This is a genomic window from Virgibacillus ainsalahensis, from assembly GCF_055380755.1.
Map to the genome: position 1 here is coordinate 178,939 of NZ_AP043943.1, position 19,367 is coordinate 198,305.

The 19,367-nt window shown below is 36.9% G+C and carries 10 protein-coding genes; 9 read left to right on the top strand and 1 reads right to left on the bottom strand.

The genetic code is table 11. The features are described from left to right. Positions 1-74 precede the first annotated feature (74 nt). Positions 75-1,139: a YheC/YheD family protein gene (locus tag ACZ427_RS00840; RefSeq protein ID WP_461178585.1), complete on the bottom strand. Its 1,065-nt coding sequence runs from the start codon at positions 1,137-1,139 to the stop codon at positions 75-77. Between the two features lie 211 nt (positions 1,140-1,350). Here ACZ427_RS00840 and ACZ427_RS00845 point away from each other — a divergent pair, with 211 nt between their 5' ends. The 9 genes from ACZ427_RS00845 to ACZ427_RS00885 all read left to right on the top strand — a co-directional run bounded on the left by ACZ427_RS00845 (position 1,351) and on the right by ACZ427_RS00885 (position 19,359). Further along, positions 1,351-2,355 (top strand): YheC/YheD family protein, encoded by a 1,005-nt coding sequence (locus tag ACZ427_RS00845; RefSeq protein ID WP_461178586.1) that lies wholly within the window; start codon positions 1,351-1,353, stop codon positions 2,353-2,355. 86 nt (positions 2,356-2,441) lie between these two features. Then, positions 2,442-4,106, top strand: coding sequence for an acylphosphatase (locus tag ACZ427_RS00850; RefSeq protein WP_461178587.1), 1,665 nt, complete (start codon positions 2,442-2,444; stop codon positions 4,104-4,106). A 215-nt stretch (positions 4,107-4,321) separates the two neighbouring features. Next, entirely contained in the window at positions 4,322-5,770 is a 1,449-nt protein-coding gene (locus ACZ427_RS00855; protein ID WP_461178588.1) for an acylphosphatase, read from the top strand. Positions 5,771-5,838: 68 nt separating this feature from the next. Further along, complete coding sequence (locus ACZ427_RS00860; RefSeq protein ID WP_461178589.1) at positions 5,839-7,059, top strand: YheC/YheD family protein; 1,221 nt, start codon at positions 5,839-5,841, stop codon at positions 7,057-7,059. A gap of 183 nt (positions 7,060-7,242) precedes the next feature. Continuing rightward, positions 7,243-10,434, top strand: a complete 3,192-nt coding sequence (locus ACZ427_RS00865) for a peptidoglycan-binding protein (protein WP_461178590.1) — start codon at positions 7,243-7,245, stop codon at positions 10,432-10,434. 177 nt (positions 10,435-10,611) lie between these two features. Next, a complete protein-coding gene (locus tag ACZ427_RS00870) occupies positions 10,612-14,376 on the top strand; it encodes a peptidoglycan-binding protein (protein ID WP_461178591.1) in 3,765 nt (1,254 codons plus the stop codon). Positions 14,377-14,777: 401 nt separating this feature from the next. Beyond that, a complete protein-coding gene (locus ACZ427_RS00875; RefSeq protein WP_461178592.1) occupies positions 14,778-16,262 on the top strand; it encodes a peptidoglycan-binding protein in 1,485 nt (494 codons plus the stop codon). A 703-nt stretch (positions 16,263-16,965) separates the two neighbouring features. Next, positions 16,966-17,259 carry a hypothetical protein gene (locus ACZ427_RS00880; RefSeq protein WP_461178593.1) on the top strand — a complete coding sequence of 98 codons (294 nt, stop codon included), beginning with the start codon at positions 16,966-16,968 and terminating at the stop codon, positions 17,257-17,259. A gap of 27 nt (positions 17,260-17,286) precedes the next feature. Beyond that, positions 17,287-19,359 carry a glycosyltransferase family 2 protein gene (locus ACZ427_RS00885; protein ID WP_461178594.1) on the top strand — a complete coding sequence of 691 codons (2,073 nt, stop codon included), beginning with the start codon at positions 17,287-17,289 and terminating at the stop codon, positions 19,357-19,359. Positions 19,360-19,367: the final 8 nt, after the last annotated feature.

Here is a 19,367-nt window from a genome sequence, read left to right on the forward strand (position 1 = left end):
ATAATTTTACCATAATCTGCTCTTTAATTCATTTATATTTAATATTTTAGAAGTACGGAATAGAGTTTAAAAATTCATGTATCGCTGGTTATATCATCCAGATTGTTCAAAATATACTTATAATATTCTGATTTGGCTAATGCAATTTCACCCATTCCAAATTCAAATCCTGGTCCGGTTTCGATTTCAAATAGATAAAGTTCTCCGGTATTTCGATCGATACCTATATCTATCCCTAATGATACAAGGCTTGTATTAAAGATTTTTTCCACTTTATAAGGAAGCTTTCTACCTATGTTCTTAATTGCATCTTCTAATGCTTCTGCATTTTTTTCAAAATTATCTTCTAAAAAAGGGCGCATTGTGGTTACACTTCCACCCTGGGCAACGTTTGATACCACTTTTTGGTTGGTTCCAATTCTTATCAGATAGATTGGTACAGCCCATTTACCTTTTCCATTTTTCTCAAGGCGAATGCGGCAGTCAAAAGGATCACCGTTCGCTGTTTTTGAAGCGATATATTTTTGCAGCACATACTTCCGTTTTGTAAGAACATTTTCAGTAAAAGCTTGTAATGCGTCTCTGGAGATTTTTTCTTCATTTTTGTTATAGCTTAAAAGGTAGCCGTCCTCTTCCAAGGTGAGCATATATATATTATTTCCACGCAGACCGTTTTGCGGTTTCATAACAATTTGCTGATGTTTTATTAGAAATTGTTCGAGTTTGTCAAAGCCGGTATATGTAAGCGAGGGTATAATGAGATTTGCAAACGAGCCCTCATCTTTAATTTTCCTGCTTACTTGAGTTTTGGATCCGATTTTTTCATTGGATAATACACTGTTTTCTCTTAGAAAGTTGACTACTTCTTTATATTTAAAACTATAGGTTGAAATATCAATAAATGGTGGTATGGGAACTTCTCTATAAACCCATTTATTCTCCTCCAGTATTCTTCCATTGATTATTTTCCGTTCCATATCCACATCTGAAGGGTTGATGTAGACAAGATCGATGCCATTATATTTGCTGGTTTTAGCCAGTAATCGGGCCACCTTCATGGGGATGCGTGCATTTCTCATAAATCCGATCATTTTTTGTTCTGTAGACTGATAATAAGTATTTTGATGATGAAACAGCATTGGAATATCTCCTCATAGTTTGATTATATAATTGATAAAGGAATATAATTTCTAATTCCCCGTGTTCTGTCAAGTAAACTTAATTTTTTATTTCAATATCATTTCAATATTATTTCAAGTGTATTTAATTATTTTTAGTATTACTATATACTAATATAGTGCACTTTGATTTTGATGTAGCGGTCAAGATGGCAAATCAGGAGGGAAATAAATGCAGGTTGGTTACTACAGGCATAAAAAAGATAATCCAAATACCCGGAAACTGAATGCAATAGCTTGTAAGTTTTTTGGGATTGAACTGGTGTTTTTTGGCCCGGAAGATATTGATATGGAAAGCGATACTATCAATGGATTGGTACTTCGTAAGAATAAGTGGTTAAGAATGAAGACTGGTATACCACCCGTCATTAATAATACACCATACAGGCATAGAAATAGGGATATATTAGACTATCTGGAAGAAAAAAGTCTTTTGACATTTCATCTTTTTGGTGGAAAAGAAAAAGTTATGAATCTATTAAAGAAAGATGGTTCATTTGATCATTTACTTATACCTTCATATACGATTCAACGATTTATGCATATAATTGATTATATGAACACACATAAAAAGATTATTTTAAAACCGGCTAATGGGGAGAAGGGTAACGGTGTGTATGCCATTGAGAAAGTTGGAAGTACCTTTTTAATGGAATATAGAGATAGTAATAAAAAAATGGCCATGAATGAATTTGAGGAATTTTATAATAATCAAATAATAAATAAAAAATATATCATGCAAAAGTATATCAATTCAAAAACAAGAACAGGTCATCCCTATGATATACGTATTCAGTTTGAAAAAAACGGTGAAGGGGAATGGGAGAAGATTCAAAGTTATGCAAGAATTGGTATAAATCAACGGGTTGTTTCAAACATTGCTTCTGGTGGAGGGATAGTGAGAGCTGGAAGTTTTTTTCGTGCCGAATTCGGTGATGCCGGTCAAAACTATATAAATAAATTAAACGAAATTTTAAGAGGGTTTCCAGACAAAATTAGTGAATTATATGATTTTGAAATAAGCACATTAGCGATAGATTTGGGGCTTGATAGTGATGGTCAGTTTTATATGTTTGAAATTAATTCTTTTCCAGGCGGTACCTTTGCCAGGGGTGAGATCGCAATGGTAAGAGCTGCTTATTACGATTATTTATTAACCACCAGATTTAACGAGTAATGAGTTTAAAAAGTATTTCTGATGTTTTGCATTCTATTTAAAAGAACCAGAATATGCAATTATTATAGAGACATGGAGTGATTTCAATGACAGCACAGTTTCCAAATATATTAACACCTAAGATGACAGAAGGTATTAAGAGTTTTAATTTATGTACATTTTTAATAGGCTTAGAGGGATGGAGAAGAGGTCTCACTTTAACTTATTATGGTGACATTAACCAGTATTCCGATATTCATACACAGGGAAAAAAGATTATGGGAAGAAATTATTCACTTACTTCTGATGATAAAATACATTATTTCAACCAGTCAAGGGGAGATCGGGTTTCAAATGAAGCTGTCAAGGTGGCTCAAAGCAAACAAAAAACAAAAGACTGTTTAATTAAACATAAGATACCATTAATGCCTAGTTTGGAATTCGATCGTTCCCACACAGATGAAGATATAATAAAAGAAGGTCGGCAAATTGGCTTTCCAATTATAATAAAGCCAACCTATGGATCCCTTAGTAAGGGTGTAATGCTTAATATTCAAAATGAGACAGAACTAGCCAAATCCTTGAAGTATGTCAGAAAAACATTAGGATATAAAAGTGTGATACTTGAAAAATATTTTGAAGGTGACGACATACGGTTATATGTTGTAGATGGAGTGGCAGTAGCAGCATTAAGAAGAGAGCCTGCTAAAGTAACCGGCAATGGCAAAGATACTATTGAGGAACTTATCAAACAAAAAAATGAATCACGCAAAGATAACCCTTACCTTGCAGCAAGATTGATAAAGATTGATGAGGAAGTTCATGAGGTATTAAATAAAAGTAATTATCAACTACAGGATGTTCTGGAGGATGGAAAAACTATATTGGTCAAGAATAAAAGTACCATGGATCAAGGGGTAGACTTATACGATATAACGGATGAAATTCAAGACCATATTAAACAAACAGCAGTAGACACGCTAGCTGCTCTCCCGGATATTATCCATGGTAGTATTGATATGCTTTATGACGGTAAGGAAGCTATTGTATTGGAAGTAAATGCTTCAGCAAATATTTCCATGCATATGTTCCCAACAGAGGGTCAACCAAGAAACATAGGGGAATATCTAATGGATTTCTATTTCCCTGAAACAAAAGGGAAATCTTTGGCCCATTCAAATATGTATTTTGATTTCCTGAATATAGTAGATATGCTAAAACAAAATTATACAAACTTTGTAGAGGTAAAGTCTTTACCAGATACACCGATTCATGGAAAAAAATATATCATATCCGGAAAGGTCCAAAAGGTCGGCTACCGAAGTTGGATCAGAAAAAAGGCAACAGTATGGGAACTTCATGGTTATGCGAAGAATTTAGCTAATGGCGACGTGGAAGTTGTTGTTGCCAGTGAAGATGAAGAGAAAGTGAAAAAATTTAAAAAGATGTGTGCCAGGGGTCCGAAAAAGGCGAAAGTCAAAGAAGTAAAAAACTATAGTTGGAATAAAGAAATTAAAATGGGTTTTGAACTGGAGCAAAGTAGAAATAATGAAAAAGCCAAATTAAAGAAAGTCGAGCATGAAGTAGAAACGCTTAAAAACAATATGGAACATATTCAATCAGAATATAATAAACTGAAAAAGGAATATAATGATTTGCAAAAACAGAAAGCGTATTATGAGAAAGAATATAAAGGGATGGAAAACAGTATGTCTTGGCGCATAACTAAGCCCGTCCGAAAAATTAAAGGTTCTATTACAAAAAAAAGATAACTTTATAAAGAAAAATAGACGAAGGCTGCTGGATTTTTTCCAGCAGCCTTTAATATTACTACAATATTTCATTTGTGTTTCATAACGCTTAGCAAATTGATTTTAGCTGCTTTCTCTTTGTATACTTATTAATAAGAGTATGAATGTTTGACAGTAAATGAGATAATAGCTTTTTGAAAAATAAATGCATGTAATTTAATCTAAGGAGAATTCCCATGAAGAGAATGAATGTTGAGTTGATGTCCAACTTACCTAAAGATGTTGTAGCAGATATTTCAGGTTTTAAATTATGTTCTTACCTTGTCGCGCTGGAAGGTTGGAGAAGAGGGTTGAAGCTGACGTGGTATAAGGATGAAACAAGCATGTGCAAGCTGGATCGGATGAACAGCAGCACTCAAGGGAAGTTCTTTTCTCTGAGTTCCGGTACGAACACGCACTACTTTTTCAGATCAAGAGGGGATAAAGTAGCAAATAACACTGTTCGTATTTGTCAGGATAAAGAAAAAACAAAAAGTCTTATTGCTGAAAAAGATGTCCCTGTACCAAAAGGGGGAATTTTTCAAATGGATGATTCTAAGATGTTTGATTATGCTGAAGACATTGGTTTTCCTGTTGTTATAAAACCTGTTAATGGAAGCATGGGAAAAGGTGTGTTTACAAATATAAGAAATAAGGAAGAACTTCAGAATGCACGAAATGAGTTTCGTACCAGATTTAGATATAACGAACTTATTTTGGAAAAGCATTATCATGGAAAAGAGTATCGTATATACGTTGTAGGAGATAAGGTAATAGGTGCAACCAATAGGGTTCCAGCCAATATCCAGGGAGACGGAGTCCATTCTATTGATAAACTAATAAAGATGAAGAACAAAGAGAGAAAAAATAATCCTTACCTTAACCCTAAACCGATAAAAGTGGACTATGAAATAAAGTTAGCTTTAAAAAATAATGATTTAGAAATGGATAGTATACTTGCTGATGGTGAAACACTAAGCCTAAGGGAGAAGAGTAACCTTTCCGCGGGAGGAGATCCGCTGGAAGCTACGGACGAGTTATCGAAAGAAGTGAAACAGATTGCTGTTGATACCTTAAAAGCTTTACCCTCCATTCCGCATGCTGGCGTAGATATCATCGTAGATCCGGAAGCAGGCGAAAAAGGTGTCGTGCTGGAAGTGAATGCAACCGCAGAGATAGGATTTCATGTATTCCCTTGGGAAGGAAAGGCGAAGGATGTCCCTGGTGCCATAATTGATTATTATTTTCCGGATACTGCCGGCTTGAAAAAGTCCCCTTTCTATTTTGATTATCATAGTGTTATTGAGCCATTACGGACATGGGCAGCGAATGAAGTTACAATAGCTTCGATTCCTGAGGAAAAAATATATGCGAAACAGTTCAATGCATCCGGGAAGGTTCAAAAAGTAGGTTACATGAATTTCATTAGAAGACAAGCGTTAAAGAACGGCCTGCAAGGATATTCAAGAAAACGCGGTGATAAGGAAATTGAAATCGTGGTAATGGGAATAGATAAGCAGGTGTTGGACAAGTTTATTGACATTTGCTATAAAGGATCGAAAAAGTCGAAGGTTGAATTAGTTAAGGAAAAAGAAGTTGAGATAGGGGATAAACCGTTCAAATTAGGCTTTGAAATAATTTCCTGATTATAAAAAGCTATTTACTTTCTAAAAATTGATATTTTGTTTTGTTACATCAAAGGAGTACAGAAAATATGCTTGTTGGTATAATGACAAACTTTAATAAGCCAACCAAACTGGCTAAATTTACAACTTTAATCAGCAAGTCTTATAATATTGACGTCATTTACTTAAGATCAAAGGATGTAAATATAGAGAATGATACAGTCAAAGGTAAGATGCTGATCAATAACAAATGGGTCGAAAAAGAAACAAACATACCGCCTTTCATAGATATCGCCCCTTATTGTTTTAAGAGAAAGAATAAAGAGATAACCGATTATTTGAAGGATAAAACCTTTTTGTCAGATGATCGGACAAATGTTTTAACCAAGCAAAGGTTACAGAATTTATTAAAGAAAGACCCTGAGTTTTCACATCTGGTAATTCCGACATATAAATTAACCAGTTTAGATGAAATGCATGATTCTTTAAAAAAGTACTCTAAAATTGTACTCAAACCGATTAAAGGTCTTCGTGGTAGGGGAATATATGTATTGGAAGCAGAGGGGGAGAAGTATACGCTTGGGTACAATAAGGAAAAACGAGTGTTGAATAAGGAAGAGTTAGCCGGGTTTTTTAAGGAATCGATTGAACATAAAGGCTACATTCTCCAACAATATGTTTCCTCCAGAACACTGCAGGGCGATCCATTCGATTGCCGTATCCATGTAGAGAAGGATCAGGAAGGCAAATGGGTAAGTGCCAGAAATTATATTAGAATTGGTATCGGACAAAAAGTCATCTCCAATGTTAATCAAGGTGGAGGTATTGCGAACCCCGAACCATTTCTGAAGGCTAATTTTGGTGAACAATGGAAAGAGATTAATAAAAAGCTAAATGAATTGGCAGTCACCTTACCTTATAGAGTGGAACAGCTAAGAGGAACCCATATTATGTCACTTGGAATGGATATCGGGATTGGTCAGGATGGTAAATTATATCTTTTTGAAGTAAATGACGGGCCTGATACTTCAGCGGTAATCGCAGAAGTAGCGTATTTAAGAAGTAACTATTATAAATATATTCTAAGGAATAAGCTGGAAATACCAGAAGAGAGGAAGATTAAATACAAGAAATATAAAGCAGCATTGAAAGAAAGAAATACTTATCGGAAAAAAGTGGCAGCAGTCCAAAAGGAAAGGGATTTTTTTAAAAAGAAATATGCTGCAGTTAAAAAGAGTACCTCATGGCGACTAACCGCCCCAATTAGAATAGCAGGAAGTATCATAAAGAAATTACAATCAAAAAAATAAAATGTATCTAGTCACGGTAAAAAGATAAGTCATATATTGGCTTATCTTTTTATATGAAAAAAGACTATTTTCGACAATAACTGTAAAATATTTGTAAATTCTTACGGGTTCTCTATTGAAATTCGACATGGATTCTCCGATACTAGAAGGGTATTCTATTTTTGATAAGGAGGTGACACTAAAGTGAAAATTAGACATTCTATGATTCTACTTCTATTAATACTTTCTTTTTTCCACTTTGGTCCACAAGTATCAGCTTCTTCAGATGAGGTTGCTGAGGAAGGGCAAACACAGAGAGAAATACAGGAGAGTAAGACAGAGGTAGAAAGACAACCGGAAGAAGCCCAAGCAAGTGAAGAAGAAACGGATTCCTCCAAGCATGTACAAAAGGATAAAGAAGAAAAAGGAACCGATGATTCCAATACATCGGATGAATCTACCGATGGAGATTCACAAGCAAGTGAAGGTGAAAGCGAAGAAACGGATTCTCCCGATGGAACACCGGGTACCGAAAAACAGCAGGCTGATAATCAGAATAGAGCCGAAGATGATTCAGACCAAAAAGAGGAAGCAGAAAAAAGTGAATCATCTGACTCAATTACATATGATGAACAGACGGGTGTAGAGGAAGAAGCAAATCCGGAAGAAGAGACAAATGCCGAAACAGAAGCAGAAGAAAATATCGTAGAAGAAGCAGAGGAAGAACCTGAGAAGGCTACCCGTTTTTCCGTACAAAGCAACAATTTCTACCAAATGGATGACAGGCATGAGGATATTTCCGAAATGAAGAAAAAGCTGAATGCTATCGGTTTCGGTGGAATCACAGTCACGAATTATTTTGGGTCTTTTACGCAGCAAAGAGTGGAGGAGTTCCAGGATAATTATGGGTTGGTAGTAGACGGGATTGTAGGTAAGTCAACGATGAATAAACTCAATGAGGTGTATAACAGCCCCTTCCAATTTGGCAATCGTCACGAAGATATTATTCAATTAAAGAAAAAATTGAATAATACTCAATTCGGTGGTATTACAGTCACTAACTATTATGGCTCTTTTACCGAACAACGAGTAGAAGAACTCCAAAAACATTTTGGGTTAGAGCCTAATGGTATTGCTGATGCATTAACAAGGGAAAAACTGGAACTGCTTCAAGTGACTTCGGACTTTCAGCAAGGTGACAGACATGAAGATATCATTGAATTGAAAGAGAAGCTGAACGCCATTGGTTTTGGAGGAATAACAGTTACAACCCTCTATGGCTCGTTTACAGAGCAGAGAGTAGAAGAATTCCAGAGAAATTACAATCTGGAAGTGACGGGAACCTCGGATGAGGCAACGCTGGATAAGCTTGATGAAGTGTACAACAGTCCATTTCAATCTGGAATCCGCCACGATGACATCATTTCGTTAAAAGAAAAATTGAATAGAACGCAATTTGGCGGAATTATTGTAACCAACTATTATGGTAATTTTACAGAGAAGCGGATCAAACAACTCCAGGATCATCTTGGAATGAAAGCGAATGGAATTGCTGATACATTAACAAGGGAAAAGCTTGATGCACTGGTGTCGGATATCGGTTTCCAAGAAGGCGACAGGCATGAGGATATCGTAGAATTGAAGAATAAACTGAATGCTATCGGCTTTGGCGGAATAACAGTTACTACTCTTTATGGTTCGTTTACGCAGCAGCGGGTGGAAGAATTCCAAAGTAATTATGACCTGGAAGTGACAGGAAAATCAGATAAGGCAACGATGGAAAAGCTTGACGAAGTTTATAACAGCCCATTTCAAAATGGAAAGCGTCACGATGATACCATTTCCTTGAAGGAACAGTTAAATCTTACTGCGTTCGGTGGTATTACCGTAACGTCATTATACGGAAACTTTACAGAGCAGCGTGTAAAAGAGCTTCAACGATATTTAGGTTTAAAGGATAATGGAATAGCAGACGCACTGACTCGTGAAAAGCTTAATGAACTTGCAGGTACAGGATTCCAGCAAGGTGACAGGCATGCAAGTATTGCCAACTTGAAAGAAAAGCTTAATGTGATTGGTTTTGGAGGTATAACGGTTACTAATTTGTTCGGTTCATTTACCGAACAGCGTATTACACAGTTCCAAGAATATTATGGGCTGGACGCCACTGGAACAGCAAATGCTGAAACTATTGAAAAGGTCAATGATGTATATACAAGTCCTTTTCAGCAAGGTAAACGTCACGATGACACAATCGCATTAAAGGAAAATCTTAATCTGCTCGGGTACGGCCATATTACGGTTACCACCCTTTATGGGTCTTTCACGGACAAGCAGGTAAGAAATTTTCAGAGTGATTACGGATTGAAAGTGAACGGAATTGCCGATGAGCGTACTCTTGCCAAAATTGATGAACTTCTTGACGGTCTTTTATATAAAGGGCAGCGCCACGAGGACGTCATTCCGTTAAAGAAAAACCTCGATCGCATCGGTTTTGGTGGTATCATGGTTACTAGTTATTACGGTGATTTCACTGAACAACGGGTAGAAGAATTCCAATCCCATTATGGGTTAACTGTAAATGGAATTGCAGATGAAGAAACACTTGCAAAAATTGATGATATTATTAACAGCCCGTTTCAGTTTGGGAAAAGGCATGGTGCTACCGTTGGATTGAAAGAGAATCTGAATGCCATTGGTTTTGGCGGGATTACCGTGACCAATTACTACGGGTCCTTTACAAAGCAACGGGTAGAAGAATTTCAAGCAGCTCATGGATTGCCTGTCAGTGGGATTGCGGACGAGAAGACATTAAATAAAATAAAGCAGGTAGTTCAAAATCAGGTGGTTAAAGTTTTCCTTGATCCTGGCCATGGTGATCATGATCCAGGTGCAATCGGCTACGGTCTTCAGGAAAAAGATGTCGTGCTGGATATCGCACTGGAAACCGCAAAAATACTAGAAAACCAATTTGATGGGGTAGCAGTTGAGCTTTCCCGTACGGATGATACATTTATTGAATTAGAAGACAGAGCAAATATGGCTAATAATTGGGGCGCTGATTATTTTGTGAGTTTCCATGTTAATGCCTGGTTAGGGATTGGAAGTGGTTTTGAAACTTATATATATAATGAAAATGTATCCAATGAGACAAGAGATAGACAGGAAGATATGCACGATTACTTGATTGATAGAATTGATGTGAACGATAGGGGTAAGAAAAGTGCGGACTTCAGCGTATTACGTAATACAACCATGCCAGCTATATTATTAGAATATATGTTTATTGATAATGCTGCAGAGAATCATTTCCTGAAAAATGATTATAATCGTAGCTGGATTGGCCAGATAACTGCAGAGGGAATTGCTAATTCTTATGGTCTGGAAAGAAAATAAATGATATTTTTTTGGGCTGATCCTTTGTTTCTGGGTCAGTCCATTTTTTGTTTTTGACGGCAAGTGGGTTGTTTTCAAAAATGTTGTAAATTTCTGTTGGATAATATTGAAATAAAAGGAAATATAACAGATAATATACTAGTATTATAAACTTTCTAACAAGGGGGTGAAACTAAAGTGAAAATAAGAAATTCTATGATTCTATTTGCACTGACATTTTCTCTTTTCCACTTTAGTCCACAGATAGCAGGAGCAACACCGGATGAGGTTGACAAAGAAGAAAAATCAGAGGAAACAGCTGAATCAGAAGACACCGAAACATCATCTGAACCGGAATTAGAGGAAGAACCAACAGAAGAAAGCAGTAGAGAATCATCTGAGCCGGAATCAGAGGAAAAATCAACAGAAGAAAGCAGCGAAGAAACATCTGAACCGGAATTAGAGGAAGAACCAACAGAAGAGAGCAGCGAAGAAACATCTGAACCGGAATTAGAGGAAGAACCAACAGAAGAAAGCAGTGAAGAAACATCTGAACCGGGATCAGAGGAAGAACCAACAGAAGAAAGCAGTGAAGAAACATCTGAACCGGGGTCAGAGGAAGAACCAACAGAAGAAAGCAGCGGAGAATCATCTGAGTCGGAATTAGAGGAAGAACAAACGGTAGAAGATACCGAAGGAACAGTTGAACCGGGATCAGAGGAAGAACCAACAGAAGAAAGCAGCGAAGAAACATCTGAACCGGGATCAGAGGAAGAACCAACAGAAGAAAGCAGCGAAGAAACATCTGAACCGGAATCAGAGGAAGAACAAACGGGAGAAGACACCGAAGAAATAGCTGACCCAGATTCAAAGGAAGAACAAGAAGAATCTAAATCTAAAGAGGCAAAAGAACTAGAAAAAAATAAGATGATGACATTCTCTGTTAAAAACGAAAATGCATTTCAGCAAGGAGACAGACATGAAGACATTGCTGATATGAAGGAAAAACTGAATGCTATTGGCTTTTCAGGTATTCTCGTAACGGACTATTACGGCTCATTTACAGAGCAAAGGGTAGAGGAATTTCAGGAAAACTACGGTTTATCGGTAACAGGAAAAGTCGACAGCAGTACGTTACAGAAACTGGATGACGTCGTTAACAGCCCTTTTCAAGTCGGTAATCGTCACGATGATATCGTCACATTGAAAAATAAGCTGAATCGTATGGGGTTCGGTGGGATTACCGTTACAAATTACTTCGGTGATTTTACAGAACGAAGAGTGAAAGAACTCCAAAGGTTCCATAGTCTAAAAGACAATGGGATTGCAGAATCCATTACACGCATGAAATTAGATGAGCTAATGGAAAATGGATATCAGCAGGGAGATAGACAACATTCTATTAGCGGTGTGAAGGAAAAGCTGAATGATGTAGGCTTTGGAGGAATTACAGTCACCGATTATTATGGTTCATTTACGGAGAAAAGGGTGGAACAATTCCAGGATTATTATGGAATAGGCGTAACAGGTAAAACAAATGCCGAAACCCTGGATAAATTAGATGAAGTATACAACAACCCTTTCCAACAGGGAAAACGTCATGAGGATACCATTTCCTTAAAAGAAGACCTGAATCGCTTAGGATTTGGAAATATCACTGTTACAAGCTATTTCGGGAATTTCTCGGAAAGAAAAGTGAAGGATTTTCAAGATTATTACGGATTGAGAGTAAATGGAATAGCAGATGAAGTTACAATGCAAAAGGTCAATGATTTAATCGCAAGTCCCTTCCAGGAAGGAAACCGTCATGAAGATACTATTTCCTTAAAAGAAGATCTGAATCGTTTAGGCTATGGGAATATACTTGTCAGCACGCTATATGGATCCTATACTGATGAGAAAATAAGAGACTTTCAGAAGGATCATGGATTAGTTGTTAATGGAATAGCAGATGAAATCACATTTTCGAAGGTCAACGAGCTTATGACAGAAGGTTTCCAGCAAGGTGACAGGCATCCGGCAATGATTGGCATGAAGGAAGATCTAAACCGTTTAGGGTTTGGGTACATAACTGTGACCGAGTATTTCGGAAATTATTCGGAACAGAAAGTACGTGAATTCCAGGAATATTACGGTTTAAATGTAAATGGTACTGTCGATAGAGTCACGTTCGATAAAATTGATGAAATGTTGGATGCGCCTCTCCAAAAAGGGAAGAGAGATGATGAGATAATTTCATTAAAACAAAAACTAAACTGGCTTGGTTATGGAAACATTACTGTCACTAATTATTTCGGGTCTTTTACAGAAAGCAGAATGGAGGATTTTCAGGAAGATCAAGGCCTCCCTGTAAGTGGAATCGCTGAAGCTAATTCGATAGATAAAGTAAATGAAGTATTCGATCACGTTTTTCAACAGGGTTCCAGACATGATAGTATCATAAAGCTGAAAAATAGTTTGAACAACCTGGGATTTGGCAGTATCACTGTTACTGAATTGTATGGTAATTTTACAGAACAGCGTGTAAGGGCATTCCAGGCGTACAATGGGATAAATGCTACTGGGAAAGCTGATTTGGAAACATTAAACAGGATTACCAGTATCGAAAACAGTCCCTTGCAGAAAGGCAATAGGCATAATGATATTATTGAGTTAAAAGAAAATCTTAATCGTATTGGCTATGATGGAATTCTGGAAACCAATTATTTTGGTGATTGGACAGAAACGCGATTGAAGGAATTCCAGACAGATTATAATTTGCCTGTCAGCGGTATTGCAGAAAGAATTACATTAAATGTTCTTGAAGAAGTGGTAGCCTCCAGAGAGGTTTACACGTACACAAATTATGACATCACACTAGAAGAAGCACTAAACATTCAAATGAATCAATTGCAGCAAACAGACGCATATCGAAATGACCCTGCCTATGTTCATGGCAGCTATGTTAACATTACGGAATATGATGCGATTTCAGGATCAAGGGTGAATGTACGTTCAGCACCGGGATTTGGTGATAATGTTGCGCAAACATTGGATGGTGGTACTGTTGTTAAGATTACTAGAGAAGTAGAGGGAGACCTTCATGCAGGAAGTACGAAATGGTATGAAATCAATTATAATGGGGAAACCTTATATGCTCACACTTCTTTAGTGGATGCCAATATCATATCCGCTACAGCAACAGACGCATTAAATGTAAGAGCAGAAAGAAACGCGAATAGTCATATCTACGGCGTTCTTCCAAGTGGTTCAACAGTAACTATTATAAATCAAGGGGATAATTGGCATGAAATATCCTATGGTAAATGGAGAAATCCAACCCGTCAGGACGTTAAAGAATACCTAAATCCCAACAATAATGATATCTTTCAGCACTTGGAGTTGTCATCAAGTGCGGGAGTATCTGCTGAATCATTAAATAATGTACTAGCAGGAAAAGGCGTTTTAGCAGGAAAGGGTCAGGCTTTCATTGAAGGTGGCAACAAGCATGCTGTCAATGAAATATACCTCATTTCCCATGCCATGCATGAAACAGGCAATGGGGATTCAGACTTGGCTAACGGAATTGAAGTTGGTCTAAACAGTTCCCAAAAACTGGTTCTGGTTACTTCAAATAACCGTAGCAGTTTAACTGACATTAAAGTAACATACAATATGTTTGGTATTGGGGCAGTAGACGGAAATGCACTTGAGGCAGGAGCAATCCGTGCGTATAATGAAGGATGGTTCTCACCGGAAGCAGCGATTACTGGTGGAGCGAAATTTATCGGAGATCGATATATCCATAACGATTACAACCAGGATACACTCTACAAAATGCGTTGGAATCCTGCTAACCCTGGATATCCTCAGTATGCTACAGATATAGCCTGGGCAACAAAACAAGTATCGAACATCAAGGGTATGTATAACTTGTTAGATAACCCGCTGTTTAGATTCAATATCATCCAATACAGCATATAATCAAAAAGTCCAGTCCCCCTTTAGATGGGGGGGCTGGACTTTTTTATGTTTTGTGGTATACCAATATGTTGTACAAGTGAAGCACCGTCTTGTCATATTTACAATTGATGAGGGGGTAAGCGATATAATTTTGTTCACCAATATCTCTTCAAAACCCTGATTGATGAGGCAGACTTGGGTTCGAGGATGAATTTTTCAGTTTTACCTAACGCCTGCCACTACATAATGCAATTACTTTCATTGTACATATAAAGGTTTTCGACAACATTTTCGACTTAATTTCCTCAGTACTCTTGACTTCCATTTGTAGCACTTATAGACTATTTACGGAATGAAATGTTTAGAAATAGTCTCATATAATAATTGTATTTTAAAGTGGTAATTCATAGGAGGTTCTGGTTGTGGCTACGGGGAATGCGCTACTGGATAATAGACAACAGTATTTCACTGATGAGGAAAAGAATAGTAAGAAAGATAAAGAGCCAGCAACATTTGTCCTTAAAGAAGGGATGAATCATCATGATGTTGTTGATTTGAAAATTAAATTAAATTGGATCGGTTACGGAAAAAGTAAAACCACGTCAAAGTTTGGTACTTACTTTGAGAAACAAGTTCGGAGATTTCAATCAGATTACCAGCTACCGGTAAGCGGATTGGTTGATGATATGACAAAGGAAAAGATTGCAGAAGTCTTTACAATTATTTATAGTCCTGGGAGCGAATATAATAAGCTTCAAGATTTAATGAGGGCATTTAAACGCCTTGGTTTTGCAGGAGAAGAAGAATCTAATGAATACAACGCTGATATAGAAAATCGACTAATGGAATTTCAAAGATACTATGAATTGATGGAGACTGGTGAATTAAATTCGGAGACATTATATAAACTTAATAACCTACTCGCGAGCCCTTTACAATTAGGAAAAGAACATAAGAATGTCATTAAGTTAAAAAGGGACTTAAATAGCTTGGGCTATGGAAGGATAAGAGTAAGTAGCAAGTTTGGGAAACGTACAGAAAAGAAATTAAAAAAATTCCAAGAACACTATGGACTGCCTGTCAGTGGTATTGCTGATAAGGTTACGTTGGATAAAATAAAAAAAGCACAGAAGATTAGGGAAAAAATCACGTATAGCAATTATGATGTTACTTTAGATGAAGCATTGAATATGGAGCAGAATGCGATCAAGGACGAGCAACTATATCCGGAATCATTGCATAATCCAAATAGCCTTATCAATGATGATAAAATGAAGTTTCTATTCCTGGATTTATTTAGACCCAACGTGGTAACAGCATCCGTCCTGAATAAGTTTCTAGAGGGAAAAGGAATTATTGAAGGAAATGGGCAAGCTTTTATAGATGCTGGGAATGAATGGGGGATAAATGAACTGTTCTTACTCTCCCATGCCTTGATGGAGAGTACAGAAGGCTTCATTTCAAAAGGAGTAGAGACACCGGTAAATGAAGAGGGTGTCATTACTTATACAGAAATACAGACAAACGGTGATAAAATAAAATTACCGGGTATTACCTCTGAAACAGATAATATTGTATATAATATGTATGGCAATGCTACAGTTAAACCCGATTACGTGAAGCGTGCATTTGACAAGAATTGGGTTACAACGGAAAAGGCAATTATCGGCGGAACTGAACAGATTATGGATAAGTATTATTCCATCGATAACACCTTGTATAAAATGTATAGCAATCCTTCCGAATCAAAGGAAAATACGAAACAGAAATCCGTACCTGATTTTGACTGGATTATAGGGAAAATGGAGACACTCTACAAGATTTATCAGCAGCTCGATGCATATACGTTATATCTTGAAATACCGGTCTACAAGGATCAACCGTTTGAGAGGTATATTAGAGGATAAATGAGATGGTGAGTTATGGAAAACTATAGATTCTACAGTCTCTTCTTCTCAGTAAGCAATAAATAAAGCTTTGTTCAAATAGATGAACAAAGCTTTTTCTACATTCTATTCAACTAGTGGGTTGAAAGCGCCTCATGAGCAAAAAGCGCCGTTGTGAGATATAGCCTGGGCAACCAAACAAGTACCGAACATTAAAGACATGTACGGCTTACTAGACAACCCATTATTTAAATTTAATATCATTCAATATAGATAATATCTACTAGCCTGGTTTTCTTAATAAGAAGACCAGGCTAGTTTTTTAGATTAATAGTAATTAAATATAGCTAAGACGGGCTTGCATTACAGTAAAGCATAGGTGCTCTCTATTTGTTAAATGCCAACTATACTATATAGATATCCAGGTGAGAGCATTTGCCTACGACCCAATAAGTATAATCGATAATCCATCAGCATATACAAATTATATGGAAGCATTTCATTTCCGGACAGTTAACCTTAGGTATTCAGTGCCAGAATCGCTTAGCAATCCCGCTAACGCTTAATTTGTCATTATGGTAAGGAGGGAGAGCAAATAAACGATAAAAAAGCATGTGAGCCTGTAAATGCATTACATACACCTGAAAGTGAAAACCAAAATGAAGAAGAGTTAGAAAAGTTATGTGGAAATCATAAAGAAATTCAGGATGGTTTAAAGAAGATTATGGATGATCAGCAGGAATATTATGAATTACTAAAAATGGAATTGGATATTTTTAAACTTGAAAATAAATTAAAGCATAAAAGGCAGGAAAATAAGGTAAGTACATCCAGGATAAATGGATTAAAGAAAGAAATAAGCAGTTATAATTCCGGTATTAAAAAGGTGGAAAAGGAACAACACTACTATCTGAAACAATATGACAAAATTCTGCAGAGTACTTCATGGAAGGTTATGGCACCGGTGAGAATAGCAGGTTCATTAATTAGAAATTTAACCGGGAAAAATCGCTCATAGCTGGTTTTGTTATAGGGGGGATACGTAGTGACAGACGACAAAACTGTGGGATTTGATATTGATTATAATGGAAATGACTTTCAAGAAAAACGTAAAAGACTCATAGAATTGGAAAAAAGTTTAAAGAAAGAAGAACAATCTGCTGTTTATTTCGATGAGGAAATAAAAAAGCTGGAACGGAATCTGCAAAAAATGCAACATCGATATGAACAGGAGCAAAGAATAAACAAGGAAAGTAAGCGTAAATTAGATAAAATGCATAAAAGCCGCTCATGGAGATGGAGTTTGCCAATTCGGAAGGTTGGCAGTTTACTTAAAAAGAAGCGGCAAAAAAGCTATACCTCGCATGAACCTTCGACTTTAGAAAAGGTGCAGGCTAATATATCAGCAAGGACAACACAGCTTACCGCCAAAGATTTAGAGGAAAAATTGTGGGGAGGATATTCCTTCTATGCATTGGAAGCATTAATCCATTTAAAGCATTCGACCAGAGCATCCCTGAATGAAAGAATAAGGGCAGCAAGAAGTATGGCACGATGGTATTATGATCAAGAGCAATTCGATAAAGTTTATGATGTACTGGAAGATATCAACGAGATAAAACCATTGAGCAAACCGAATCTCGACAGGACAATACCTGAGATTAAAGTATTAAAAAAATTGGGTGAGATAAACACTGCAAAACGAAAAATATGGGAAACCATTAAAGCGCGAGGGCTTCAGCCGGAGTTGTGTCTCAGTATGGCGCATCTTATGAATAATGAGAATGAGCGGCTAAATTGGTATAATTTATTATATGATATGCATGGCTACCATCAAATCTCTAAGATAGACGATTCACTCTCTTTAGCTTTGGAAAATATTTATACCCCTATGTCCCATTTAGAGAATGAGCTGAATAAATATAAGATATCCGTTGTGGTACCCGCATATAACGCAGCCGGATTGATTCATATCGCATTAAACAGTTTATTGAACCAGACGGTACAGAATCTTGAAATCATTGTGGTAGATGATTGCAGTCCTGATAATACGGCAGAAATTGTAACAACATATACTGACATAGATAACCGGATTAAACTGATAAGAAAAGAAAAAAATGAAGGTGCGTATGCGGCAAGAAATACGGGATTACAGTATGCATCAGGTGACTTCATCACCATACATGATGTTGATGATTGGTCTCATTCGCAAAAACTGGAAACCCAATTAATAGAGTTAATAAATAACCCGGAGGCGGTTGGGACTATTTCTTATTTAGTCCGAGCATCCAGGAATATATCTCCAATTAATGGGGGCTCTTTATTGGGAGCTAAATTTTTAATGATGAATTCCTCCTCCCTGCTTATACGGAAGAATATTTTCACGAAGCTTGGAGGTTGGGACAGTGTCAGGGTCGCAGGAGATTCAGAATTTATATGGCGCATCGAAAAAGTTTTCGGAAAAGAGCGTGTTATTCGTGTGGAGCCTCACGTACCTTTATCGATTGCGCTCTCTAATGAAAGTTCTTTAACGGCAACAAGTACGACACATGTCAAAACGATAAAGTTTGGACTGCGGAGAACATATAGGGAAGCTTTTGAGTGGTGGCATAATCAGGTTGAATCTGAAGAAGAATTATATATGGATGTACAAAAGGTGAACCGACACTTTCCATCTCCTGTTCCCAATCTTATAAGGCAGCCGCATTCCAGAGCCTACGATTCTGTATGGGTGGCAGATTTTTCGCTTCCATCCATTCCAGATACATTACCCAATTTGCGAAAGAAAAATGAGAAAATAGCTATCTATCATTGGCCATATTATAAATCAAAGGCTGCTGATAGATGGGCGCCTGGTGTGTATCCATTCATCCACCGAAATGGTATGGATATATTGGTTCCGGATGAAGTAATTGAAACGGGCAATTTAATGCTTTTAACCCCTGAAGTACTGGATTATGTATTAGAAAGTGTTCCAGATATTAAATACAACCAGGCTTTTATCGTAAGTGATAAAGAAATCTCCCCAGATCAAAAATCAAAAAAAGAGAAAAACCTTGTGCAAGCGATGGATGTTCATGCAGAGTGGTGCACGATAGATCGTCTAAAAGATCGATGAATTTCTAG